This window comes from Brooklawnia sp. (genome assembly GCF_049651565.1).
Taxonomy (GTDB): domain Bacteria; phylum Actinomycetota; class Actinomycetes; order Propionibacteriales; family Propionibacteriaceae; genus Brooklawnia.
On record NZ_JBASCI010000284.1, the window covers coordinates 1 to 11,527 of the forward strand.

The window sequence follows — 11,527 nt, forward strand, 5'->3', positions numbered from 1 at the left end:
GGATCACGCTGGTCGGCCACGGTCTGAGCATGCCCATGATCACCGTCGGCGCGGCCGCCGACGGCACCCCCGGCGTCCCGCCCGACAACGAGGGCTACACCGTCGCCTGGTTCAACCAAGGCCCGCAGGTGGGTGCCGACGCCGGCCGGGCCGTGCTGTCCGGACACACCTTCAGGTTCGGCGGCGCGCTCGGCAACCAACTGAACAACGGTCTGCTGCAGACCGGGGACGTCGTGGTGATCTCCGGCGCCGACGGTGCCACCGCCTGCTACCGGTACTCGGGCAGCCACCGGGTGCTGGTGTCCGACTACGACCCGGACTCCGACATCCTCCACGACTACCTCGGCAGCCCGCAGATCGGTCTGGTGGTCTGCTCCGACTACGCCCTCAACGGCGAAGCGCTGGGCCGAGTCATCCACTACGGCGACCTGATCACCGGGAACGCCGGCACCGCCGACCAGCCCTCCTGACGCCCCGGCGTCCCGGAGCTGCCTGCAGGCACCCGATGGTCAGTGCGCGGCAGCCAGCCAGTTCGGCCCGTAGCCGACCGACACGTCCAGCGGAACCTTCAGGTCGGCCGCCCCGGCCATCTGCACGCGGACCAGTTCGGTGACCTCGTCGCGCTCACCCGGGGCGACCTCGAGCACCAGTTCGTCGTGGATCTGCAGCAGGATGCGGGACCGCAAACCCGCTCCGGCCAGGGCGTCGTCCAGCCTGATCATGGCGATCTTGATGATGTCGGCTGCCGAACCCTGAATGGGGGCGTTCAGCGCCATCCGTTCGGCCATCTCCCGGCGCTGCCGGTTCGACGAGGTGAGGTCGGGCAGGTAGCGGCGGCGTCCCAGGATGGTCTCGGTGTAGCCCGTGCGGCGGGCCTGGGCGACGACCTCGTTGAGGTAGTCGCGCACCCCGCCGAAGGTGTCGAAGTAGTCGTCCATCAGCGCCTTGGCCTCGCCAACCGATACCCCGAGTCGGGTGGACAGCCCGTAGGCGGACAGGCCGTAGGCCAGGCCGTAGTTCATCTGCTTGACGCTGGCCCGCTGGGCGAGCGTCACCTGGTCGGGGGCGACGTCGAAGACCTTGGCCGCGGTGACGGTGTGGAAGTCGACCCCGCTGCGGAAGGCCTCGATCAGGTCGTCGTCGCCCGACGCGTCGGCCATCACCCGCATCTCGATCTGCGAGTAGTCGGCGCTCAAGAGTGCCTCGTAGCCGGAACCGACGATGAAGGCGGCTCGCACCCGGCGTCCCTCGTCGGTGCGGATGGGGATGTTCTGCAGGTTCGGGTCGGCCGAGCTGAGCCGTCCGGTGGCGGCGATCGTCTGCAGGTAGGTGGTGTGCACCCGACCGTCGTCCTGCACCGCCTTCTGCAAACCCTCCACCGCCTGCCGGAGCTTGATCGCGTCGCGGTGGGCGAGCAGGTGGGCGAGGAACGGGTGCTCGGTGCGGGCGAACAGGCCCTCCAGCGCCTCGGCGTCGGTGGTGTAACCGGACTTGATGCGCTTGGTGCGGGGCAGGTCGAGCTGGTCGAACAGCACCGCCTGCAGTTGCTTCGGTGAGCCGAGGTTGACCTGCTTGCCGACCGAATCCCAGGCCGCCTGCTCGGCGGTGCGCACCCGGGTGTCGAACTCGTCGTAGAGCCCGTCCAGCAGGCCGGTGTCGAGCGCGATTCCGTCGCACTCCATCCGCGCCAGGATGCGTTGCAGCGGCATCTCGACCTCGTCGAGCAGCCGCCGCTGCCCGAGGGTCTCGAGCTCTGCGGTGAGCACCTGCGCCAGGTCGATCACCGCCCGGCCGCGCACCATCGCCGCCTCGGCCTGCTCGTCAAGCGACTCGTCACCGAAGTCGAGCATCAGCTGGGTATCGGGATCCTCGCCGGTCGAGCTGACCCGCAGTTCGCGCTTGAGGTGCCGGATCGACAGGTCGGCCAGATCGTAGCTGCGCTGGTCGGGACGCAGCAGGTAAGCCGCCAGCTCGGTGTCGCAGACCAGCCCCGCGGGGCGCCAGCCATGCTGCCAGGCAGCCAGGGTCGGACCCTTCGCCGCGTGCATCGCCTTGCCCACGCCGGCGTCGGCCAGCCAGGCCGCCAACGCCTGCTCGTCGTCGACGCTGAGCTCGGCGACCTCGAACCAGCAGGCCGCGCCGTCAGCGCTGGCCAGCGCCAGCGCGGTCAGCTCGCCGCGCCCCGCACCCCACTGACCGGACGCGTCGATTCCGGTGAGTTCGCCGGTTGCGTGCTCGGCCAGCCACTGCGCCAGCTCGCCGGGCCCCAATCGCCGGCCGGCCAGGTCGAAACCCTGCTCGACCGGCGTGTCGTCGATCGGGAAGGTCTCCAGCAGGCGTTCCCGCAGCACGCGGAACTCCAGCGCGTCGAACAGCCGGTGGACGGCGTCCCGGTTGTAGCTGCGCTGCGCCAGGTCGTCCAGGCCGACCGGCAACTCCAGGCCGCGGACCAACTGGTTCAACTGGCGATTGCGGCGGACGTCGTCGAGGTGCGCGCGCAATGACTCGCCGACCTTGCCACGCACCTGGTCGGCGCGAGCCAGCAGGTTCTCCAACCCGCCGTAGCTGGTGATCCACTTGGCAGCGGTCTTGACGCCCACACCCGGTACGCCGGGCAGGTTGTCGCTGCTCTCGCCCACCAGCGCGGCCAGTTCGGAGTAGCGCTCCGGCCCGATGCCGTACCTGGTCTCGACCGCCTCCGGCGTCATCCGGGACAGCTCGCTGACCCCCCGGATCGGGTAGAGCACGGTGGTGTTCTGGTCGATCAGCTGGAAGGCGTCCCGGTCGCCGGTGACGATGACGCTGCGCCAATCGCGCTGGTCGGCCTGGTCGGTGAGGGTGGCGATGATGTCGTCGGCCTCGTAACCCTCAAGGCTGACGTGGGTGATGTTCAGCGCATCCAGCACCTCGTGGATCAGGCTGACCTGACCGGCGAACTCGTCGGGACTCTTGGACCGGTTGGCCTTGTACTCGGGGTACTGCTCGTTGCGGAAGGTGGCCCGGGACAGGTCGAAGGCGACCACCACGTGGGTCGGCTGCTCGTCGCGCAGCACGTTGATCAGCATTGAGGTGAACCCGTAGACCGCGTTGGTGTGCTGGCCGGACGCGGTCGAGAAGTTCTCGACCGGGAGCGCGTAGAACGCCCGGTATGCCATCGAGTGGCCATCGATGAGCATCACCTTGGGCTGTGTGCTGGACGTGGGTTCGGTCACCTGCCCGACTGTAGCCGCCCGCACCGACACGCCCAGGCGGGTGTGCCACAGTAGCCGCATGACTGCCCAGCAGTACCCCAGCCCAGACCTGTGGGTCGGCCCCCTCGACGCCAAGCTCGGCCTGGAGGTTATCTCGGTGACCGCGAACCGGGCCACTGGACGCGCACCAGTGGCCGGCAACACCCAGCCCTTCGGGCTGTGGCACGGCGGCGCCACCGCCACCATCATGGAGACCCTTGGCTCACTGGCCGCCAACGCGCACAGCGGACCCGGCCGGCAGGCTGTCGGCACCGAGTTGAACGTCAGCCACCTGCGCACCGCCAGGCAGGGCTGGGTGCACGGCGAGGCGACGGCGCTGCACCTGGGGCGCACCAGCGCGGTCTACTCGATCGAGTTGCGGGACGACGACGCCGCACTACTGGCGTCAGGACGCCTGAGCTGCCGCATCCTCGACCAGCGCGCAGGTCTGGGCTAACGCGACTTGCGGCCGGCCCTGGCGTGCTCGATGACGCCCTCGGCCACGTCGCGCATCGACTTGCGCAGGTCCATCGCGGTCTTCTGGATCCACCGGAACGCCTCCGGCTCGGTCAGGCCCAGGCTCTCCTGCAGGATGCCCTTGGCCTGGTCGATGATCTTGCGGGACGCGAGCCGCTCCTCCAGGTCTTCGATCTCGTCGTCCAGGGCCCGGATCTCGGCGTAGCGGGCCATCGCGATCTCGATCGCCGGCACCACGTCGGAGGCGTCGAACGGCTTCACCACGTAGGCCATCGCACCGGCCTCGCGAGCCTGCTCGACCAGGTCGCGCTGGCTGAAGGCGGTAAGCATGACCACTGGCGCGATGCGTTCGGACGCGATGATCTCGGCCGCGGCGATACCGTCCATCTTCGGCATCTTGACGTCCATCACCACCAGGTCGGGCTCCAGCTCGCGGGCCATCTCGACGGCTGCCTCGCCGTCACCGGCCTGCCCGACGACCTCGTAGCCCTCGTCGTTGAGCAACTCGACCAGGTCGAAACGGATCAGCGCCTCGTCCTCTGCAACCAGGACCCGCGGCGCCTGGTTCGCCGCTGACTTCGCCTTATCACTCACTGCCATTCCTTCAATCCGCATATCCGGCACCCGGACGCCTGTGTCTTGTCGGGCCCAACGGACCACCACTGATGGAGCTTACCGCACCACGCCGCCGCCACGTCGCCTCGGCAGTGCAACAATGTATCCGTCCGACCCCGGGGTGCTCCGGTGCCGGACAGCGCCGGGCGATGTGGCACAATGGACCGGCTGTCATGCCCGGGTGGCGGAATGGTATACGCGGACGGCTCAAACCCGTCTGGCCGCAAGGCTGTAGGGGTTCGACTCCCCTCCCGGGCACTCCCGCGACCAACTGGAGCCGCATCCGGATGCCCGGACACCCCTCCCGGGTGCTACCCGGGGCATACCCGGCTGGTCCTCTCGGACAATCCTTCGGCTCAGGGTACGCCGCCGCGCCCGCCGACGCCTACCATTGCTTTACGTTCAGAAGGCAACCGTGGCATGGGTGGACGCTCACCCGGCGGACCTCAATGCAGAGGCCACCGCACCGCACGGTCCGAAAAGGTCGACACAAAGGCCACCACAAGATGATCACGAGCACTTACCCCGGCCAACCGGTGCCGCACCCTGCCACCGAGGAGCCCATGATGGTCTTCCGGGACGACGACACCGAGGCCACGGTGCCGCTGAGTCGCGTCCTCGGGATGCTCGACCTCGTCGAACTGATCCGCAGCAGCGCTGAACCACTCGACCCCGACAAGTTCTCAGCGCTGGTCAGCCTGTCAGACCGGATCGATCTCAAGATCGTCACGCCGGGCGAGCAGCACAAGCGCTTGGAGGTCGTCGCGTCCGAGAAGGAACTGCTCAACCTGCTGCTGGCGCAACCGGACACCAGCGCCAGCACCCGGCCGGGATCCCCGCGCCAGATCCGTTGCTGCCCGCAATGCCGGGCCGATCGGGCGGAGTTGCTGCTGGCCACCTGTGCCGACTGCGGATACGACTTCGTGCTGGGGGCCGGCGTGGCGCAACTGTGGCAGCCGGTGGTCCAGCACACCGGCTGACGTCTGTCGGCAGCAGCTGCGAACCAGTCACCCAAGGCGTCCGAGCCGGGCGCCGCTGCCGCGACCCGGACGCTGGCCTGATCGGCCACTAGGGCTGGTCGGCGGTCTTCTCCTCGGCCCATTCGATCGGCTTGATCCGATGGACGCGCAACGTGTTCGTCCGGCCGGCCACCCCCATCGGTGAGCCGGACACGATCACCACCCGCTCCCCGACCTCGATCATGCCGCGCTCCAGCAGGATCTGGTTCACCGCGGTGACCATGTCCTCGTTGCGGTTGTACGACGGGGTCGTGATGACCTGGGCGCCCCAGCACAACGTCAGCCAGTGCGCGGTGCGCCGCTCGGGGGTGAACACGAGCAGCGGGATCTCGCTGCGCAGCCGCGACATCCGCCGCGCGGTGTCACCGGACTGGCTGAACGCCACCATGTAGCGGGCGTCCAGTTGGCGGGCCGCCTGGGCGGCCGCCATGGCGATCACCCCGCCGGTGGTGTGCGGATCCCACTTGATCTTGCTGATCTCCTTGATGCCGTGCCGCTCGGTCGTCTCCACGATCCTGGACATGGTCTGGACGGTCTCGACCGGGTAGGCGCCCACCGACGTCTCCCCCGAGAGCATCACCGCATCCGTGCCGTCCAGGATGGCGTTGGCGACGTCCGAGGTCTCGGCACGCGTGGGACGCGGGGAACTGATCATCGAATCGAGCATCTGGGTCGCCACGATCACCGGCTTGGCCCACTTGCGGGCCTTGCGGATGATCCGGCGCTGCACCTGCGGGACGTCCTCCAGCGGCAGCTCGACACCCAGGTCACCGCGGGCCACCATGAAACCGTCGAAGGCGTCGATGATCTCGTCCAGGTTCTCGACTGCCTGCGGCTTCTCGATCTTGGCGATCACCGGCAGCTGAACACCTTCCTCGGCCATGATCTGGTGCACCCGGTTGACATCATCGGCGCGCCGGACGAACGACAGCGCGATCATGTCGAAGTTGTTGCGCAGCGCCCAGCGCAGGTCGTGCTCGTCCTTCTCGCTCAGGGCGGGCACGTTGACCGCGACGCCGGGCAGGTTGATGCCCTTGTGGTTGCTGACCGGGCCGGCCACCGTGACCCTGGTGATGACGTCGGTCTCGTTCACCTCGACCGCCTCCAGTGCGATGCGGCCGTCGTCGATCAGGATGGTGTCCCCCGGTTGGACGTCGGCCGGCAACCCCTTGAAGGTGGTGGACGCCCGGTTGGCGTCCCCAGCTACGTCGTCGGTGGTGATGGTGAAGGTCTGGCCGTAGGTGAGGTTGACCTTGCCCTCGGCGAAGTTGCCCAACCGGATCTTCGGACCCTGCAGGTCGGCCAGCAGGCCGATCGTCCTGCCCACCGCGGCGGAGGCTGCCCTGGTCTCGTCCAGCCGCTTCCTGTGCTCGGAATGGTCGCCGTGGCTCATGTTGAACCGCGCGACATCCAGCCCTGCCCTGATCAGTTCTTCCATCCGCTCCTGGGTCGACGTGGCCGGCCCGAGCGTGCACACGATCTTGGCTCTACGCACCCGCCTATCCTAGCTGAAACCGCCGCCGATGCCGCCAGCGCGGTGGGATGGTCTGGTCAGGGTTGCGCGCGCAGGATCTGCAGGGCCGCCGCGAGGTCGTCGGAGGGTTCGGAGGAGAAGGTGAGGTACTCACCGCTGACCGGGTGCTGCAGGCCCAGCCGGGTGGCGTGCAGCCATTGCCGGACCAGCCCGAGACGATCGGCCAGCACCGGGTCGCCCCCGTACAGCGGGTCGCCCACGCACGGGTGTCCGATCGCTGCAAGGTGCACCCTGATCTGGTGGGTGCGGCCGGTCTCCAGGTTCACCTCCAGCAGCGCCGCTGCCCGCAGCAACTCGACCGTCCGGTAGTGGGTGATCGAGGGGCGGCCACCGGCGATCACCGCGAACTTCCAGTCGTGGCCGGGGTGGCGGGCGATCGGCGCGTCGATGGTGCCCTCGAACGGGTCGGGGTGACCCTGGCTCAGCGCCAGGTAGGTCTTGTCAACGGCGCGGTCCCGGAAAGCCTGCTTCAACACGCTGTAGGCGTACTCGCTCTTCGCCACCACCATCAACCCGGACGTGCCGACGTCGAGGCGCTGCACGATGCCCTGCCGTTCGGCGGCGCCCGAGGTGGCCACCTGCACCCCCGCGGCTGCCAGGTGGGACACCACGTTGGGTCCCTCCCAGCCCAGCGAGGGGTGCGCCGCCACCCCGGCCGGCTTGTCGACCACGACAAGGTCGGCGTCCTCGAAGACGATCTGCAGGCCGTCGGCGAGTTGGGGGCGGGCACTGGGCTGGCGGACCGGCTCACTGGTGTCCACCTCCAGCAGGTCGCCCGCGCTCACCCGGGTCGAACTGCGCGTCACCGGATCGCCGGCCAGCTGGACGCCGCCGGCGGCGATGATGTCGGCGACCCGGGAGCGGGTGAGACCGGTCATCCGGGAGGCCGCCACGTCGAGGCGTTCACCGTCCAGCCCGTCCGGCACGAACAGCAGCGCCACTACATCCGCTCCGACCTGATCGACCAGACGACCAGCAGGATCGCCGCCCCGGTGATGCACATGTCGGCCACGTTGAAGATGGCGAAGCCGCGCACCGCGACGAAGTCGACCACGTGTCCCTGGAATGGGCCCGGCTCGCGCAGTAGCCGGTCGGTCAGGTTGCCGGCCACCCCGGCGACCAGCCAGCCGGTTCCGACCGCCGCCAACCAGTGGTTGACCCGCGGCACCACGACCGTGACCAGTCCGACCAGCACCACCAGGGCGAGGACCGACAATGCAACGGTGAACTGGGTGCCCATGCTGAACGCCGCGCCCGGGTTGTAGTGCAGCGACCAGTACAGCAGGCCGGGTACCACCGGCACCGGCTCGCCAACCACCAGGTTCGACTCGGCCAGGTACTTGGTCACCTGGTCGGCGGAGTACAGCAGCGGCGCGAGCACGCCGATCAGGACGCGCTTGCCCAGGCGCGAAGGGCTGACGCTGGTGGCGCCGGAGACGACCCGCACCGACGCGGGGGCGGTTATCGACGCTCCTGACGCTGCTTGCAGGCCACGCACATGGTGGCCCGCGGGAAGGCCTCCAGGCGGAGCTTGCCGATCGGCTTGCCGCAGTTCTCGCAGTAGCCGTAGGTGCCCTGATCCAGCATCTTCAGTGCCTGCTCGATCTGCTCGAGCATGGCCTTCTGGTTGTTCAGCAGGGACAGTTCCTGATCACGTTCAAAGTTGGATGAACCGACGTCGGCAGGGTCACGCCCGGCGCCGTCGCTGCCCTCGTTCATCAGTTCGGTCAGCTCGGCGTTGGCGTGCTCCACCGCGACGCGCAGCCGGTCGCGTTCGGAGGTGAGTTCGTCGCGAACCTCGGCGACCTCCTCGGGGGTCCAGGGATCCTCACCCTCCAGGACGGGGAGCGTCGGCACTTGTTCAGCGCTAGGGGCGGTCTTGCTGGTAGCCATGGTTCTCCCAATTGACTTCGTGTTGCGGGGAAGTGTACACCGCTGTCGTCCAGCCGTTTCCGACGAACCCGAATCAACGAGCACCCTGACTGGACGCGAAAGCGTCCCCACACCTTAGTGCGGGGACGCTCCGGAACGGTAATTCAGTCCAGTCCCTGCCGGCTCTCGTCGACCAGGGCGTCCAGCCTTGGCGTCGAGACCTGCGGGCGACCCATCCCGTACATTGCGTCGACGTTGGGACGCCGGTCGGGCGCGATCTGCGCCTGGTTGAGCTGGTCGATCTGGGACTGCAGGAACCCGTTGAAGGTGCGCCGGTAGTTCTCCTCGTAGTCGCGCAGCTGGTTGACCCGGTCGACCAACGCGTCCCGGTCGGCCTCAAGGGCTGCGAACAGCTCACCGCGCCGCTCCCGCACCTCGGTGTCGAGCCGGTCGGCCCGCCCGCGGGCCTCGCTGAGCATCCGCTCGGCCTGCTGCCGGGTCTCACGTTCGAGCTGCTCGGCGCGGCCTCGGGAATCGTTGTCCAGTTGCTCGGCGCGGGTCCGGGACTCGTGGTCGAGCTGCTCGGCCCTCGCCCGGGCCTCGGCGGTCATCCGCTCGGCCTGACCGGTCGCCTCGTCCAGCGTGCGCTGCGACTCGACCTCGGCGTCCCGGAGCAGGGTCTCGGCCTGCTCGGTGGCGAGTTCGACCAGCCGGATGACGGCCGGGCTGGCCTCGGCGCTGGTGGTGACCTGGATTGTGCGGACATCACCGGTCACCACACCCATCTGGGCCGCCCGCTGGCCGGGCTGGGTTGCTTCGGCCGATGCCTCGGCGGCGGCGAGCGCCTGCTGGGCCTGGCTGAGCTGGCCGCGAACCTCATCCAGCTCGCGGAGCAGGTTCTCGTTCTCCGCCTTGAGCTGCTCGCCGCCGGTCTGGGACAGGTCGCTGCTGGTGCGCAACTCATCGAGCTGACCGCGCAACTGCTGGATCTCGTTGGTCAGCCGCTGGTTCTCGCCGCGGAGCTGGCCGTTCGCGGCCTCCAGCTGCGAGTGGGACGCGCGAAGGGCGGTCAGCTCCTCAGTGAGACGACCGATCTCTGTGCGAGTGCCCTCCAGTTCGCCGCGCAGCGAGTCGGCTTCACCGCTCGACTCCCCGGAACCACCGGCGCCTGCGCGCAACTGCTCCAGTTCGGACAGGATCTGGGCGTAGCTGATCTCCAGCTTGTCCATGAAGTTGTCGACTGAGCTGGCCCGGTAGCCGTCCTCGTTGGGCTTGCGCGCCATCGGGAAACGGATGTTTCGGACCTCATCGAGGGACAGAGTCATCTCTCACTCCACATCAGCAGGCTCGTCTGGCAGGTCGGCCGCTCGACCGACCTTGATGAAGTACGCGGCAACGCACTTTCAACGCGTTCAGGCTACTCCAAGACGCCTCGGCGGACGATTCACGCGCACACAAACGTGGCCGCGTCCAGCTGAAATCAGTAGAAAACTTCGATCACTACGCGCTGCAGGATGTAGATCAGGATGAAAACAGCTATGAAGGCGAGGTCGAGACTTACCCCGCCCAGGTTGAGCGGCGGGATGACCTTGCGCAACGCCTTGATCGGCGGATCGGTAAGGGTGTAGATGACCTCGAACAGCGAGGCGAGCAGGCCCTTGGGACGCCACTGCGGGGCGAAGATCGGGATCCAGCTGATGATCATGCGGGCGATTAGTAGCCAGATGTAGACCTGCAACAGCAGGAACAACAACCATCCGACAGTCTGCATGGGCTCCTCAGCTCTGGTTGTAGAAACCGCCCTTGATCCGTTCCTTGTCCTCGGCGGTCACCTTGACGTTGTGGGGCGAGAGCAGGAAGACCTTGCTCGTCACTCGTTCTATGGTGCCACGCAGGCCAAAGATCAGACCGGCAGCGAAGTCGACCAGGCGCTTGGCGTCGGAGTCGTCCATGTCGGACAGGTTCATGATCACCGGGACACCGTCGCGGAAGTGCTCACCGATCGTGCGGGCCTCGTTGTAGGTGCGCGGATGGACGGTGATGATCCGGCTCATGTCGGCGCCGATCGGTTCGGGTTCACGCATTTGGCTGCGCTCCTCGCTGCTACGGGGACGATCGGTGTCGTTGTGCCGCCGATTGATCGGGGTCACGACCGACGTCTCCTCACCGCTGTTGGGACGGTAGATGGGTTCGCTGAACTGCTCAACGTCGTCGCCGTACCTGGTCTCGTTCTCGTCGCTGATCAGGCCGATCCAAGCAGCCGCCTTACGGATCATCTGCCCCATCATGAACCCTTCCGCCTTCGCAAGCTCATCCCCGAATCACGATTGAGCCTATCGCCCATCTTGACGATGGCCGAGCAGATCGCCGTGCGACACGCCCCCGGACGGGCTCAATCGGTCAACCAGATCAGCCCGACCTGCCGTCCGGTGTGGGGGCCGTCGCCGCGGTGCGAGAACAGCTCCGGGGCGGTCAGGGTGCACGGATCGCACCTGGTCACCGTGACCCGCAGTCCGGTGAGTTGGGCCGTCGCTCCGGCGGCCAGGTCGATGGCAGGCGTCCCCCAGCTGGTCGTCGCACGGGTCGCCGGGAGGACTTGGGCTGCCTGGGCAGCCATCTGCTGGGGCACCTCGTAACACCGCGCGCAGATGTGCGGGCCGATCCAGGCCTGCAGTTCGCGGGCCCCGGCCTGCTGCATCGCCTCGACGGTGCGGGCCAGGACGCCGCCCAGCAGGCCCACCCGACCGGCGTGGGCGGCGGCGATGACGCCGGCGGAGCGG

Annotated in this window: 13 protein-coding genes and 1 tRNA gene; 4 read left to right on the forward strand and 10 right to left on the reverse strand. The window is 68.1% G+C overall.

Translation table 11 applies throughout. The annotated features are described in order from the left end of the window. The coding region (locus tag WBL05_RS13965) for a class F sortase (protein ID WP_424226792.1) at positions 1-470 on the forward strand (470 nt) is incomplete at its 5' end. A gap of 39 nt (positions 471-509) precedes the next feature. Here WBL05_RS13965 and polA read toward each other — a convergent pair. Continuing rightward, positions 510-3,272 carry a DNA polymerase I gene (gene polA, locus WBL05_RS13970; protein ID WP_424226793.1) on the reverse strand — a complete coding sequence of 921 codons (2,763 nt, stop codon included), beginning with the start codon at positions 3,270-3,272 and terminating at the stop codon, positions 510-512. Between polA and WBL05_RS13975 the strand changes: the two genes are divergently transcribed. Then, a complete protein-coding gene (locus WBL05_RS13975; protein ID WP_424226794.1) occupies positions 3,271-3,687 on the forward strand; it encodes a PaaI family thioesterase in 417 nt (138 codons plus the stop codon). The two genes, polA and WBL05_RS13975, sit on opposite strands and share 2 nt — an antisense overlap. On the opposite strand, the gene WBL05_RS13980 is transcribed toward WBL05_RS13975, so the two are convergent. Beyond that, positions 3,684-4,301: an ANTAR domain-containing response regulator gene (locus tag WBL05_RS13980; RefSeq protein ID WP_424226795.1), complete on the reverse strand. Its 618-nt coding sequence runs from the start codon at positions 4,299-4,301 to the stop codon at positions 3,684-3,686. The genes WBL05_RS13975 and WBL05_RS13980 overlap by 4 nt on opposite strands. A 196-nt stretch (positions 4,302-4,497) precedes the next feature. Here WBL05_RS13980 and WBL05_RS13985 point away from each other — a divergent pair. After that, positions 4,498-4,580 (forward strand) — tRNA-Leu (locus WBL05_RS13985). Positions 4,581-4,828: 248 nt separating this feature from the next. Then, entirely contained in the window at positions 4,829-5,302 is a 474-nt protein-coding gene (locus WBL05_RS13990) for a hypothetical protein (protein ID WP_424226797.1), read from the forward strand. Between the two features lie 88 nt (positions 5,303-5,390). Here the strand turns inward: WBL05_RS13990 and pyk are convergent, their stop codons facing one another. The 8 genes from pyk to WBL05_RS14030 form a co-directional block, all read right to left on the reverse strand. Then, positions 5,391-6,836: a pyruvate kinase gene (gene pyk / locus WBL05_RS13995; RefSeq protein WP_424226798.1), complete on the reverse strand. Its 1,446-nt coding sequence runs from the start codon at positions 6,834-6,836 to the stop codon at positions 5,391-5,393. A gap of 56 nt (positions 6,837-6,892) precedes the next feature. Next, positions 6,893-7,816 carry an RluA family pseudouridine synthase gene (locus tag WBL05_RS14000; protein ID WP_424226800.1) on the reverse strand — a complete coding sequence of 308 codons (924 nt, stop codon included), beginning with the start codon at positions 7,814-7,816 and terminating at the stop codon, positions 6,893-6,895. Further along, on the reverse strand, positions 7,816-8,322 hold the full coding sequence (locus WBL05_RS14005) for a signal peptidase II (protein WP_424226801.1): 507 nt from the start codon (positions 8,320-8,322) through the stop codon (positions 7,816-7,818). Before WBL05_RS14005 ends, WBL05_RS14000 begins: the two co-directional genes overlap by 1 nt. A gap of 14 nt (positions 8,323-8,336) precedes the next feature. Next, positions 8,337-8,768 carry a TraR/DksA family transcriptional regulator gene (locus tag WBL05_RS14010; RefSeq protein ID WP_424226802.1) on the reverse strand — a complete coding sequence of 144 codons (432 nt, stop codon included), beginning with the start codon at positions 8,766-8,768 and terminating at the stop codon, positions 8,337-8,339. 143 nt (positions 8,769-8,911) lie between these two features. Next, positions 8,912-10,072: a DivIVA domain-containing protein gene (locus WBL05_RS14015; RefSeq protein ID WP_424226803.1), complete on the reverse strand. Its 1,161-nt coding sequence runs from the start codon at positions 10,070-10,072 to the stop codon at positions 8,912-8,914. Positions 10,073-10,227: 155 nt separating this feature from the next. Beyond that, a complete protein-coding gene (locus WBL05_RS14020; protein WP_424226805.1) occupies positions 10,228-10,518 on the reverse strand; it encodes a YggT family protein in 291 nt (96 codons plus the stop codon). A 7-nt stretch (positions 10,519-10,525) separates the two neighbouring features. Next, positions 10,526-11,032: a cell division protein SepF gene (locus WBL05_RS14025; protein ID WP_424226808.1), complete on the reverse strand. Its 507-nt coding sequence runs from the start codon at positions 11,030-11,032 to the stop codon at positions 10,526-10,528. A gap of 107 nt (positions 11,033-11,139) precedes the next feature. Then, positions 11,140-11,527: polyphenol oxidase family protein (locus WBL05_RS14030; RefSeq protein WP_424226806.1), on the reverse strand; the 388-nt coding region annotated here is incomplete at its 5' end.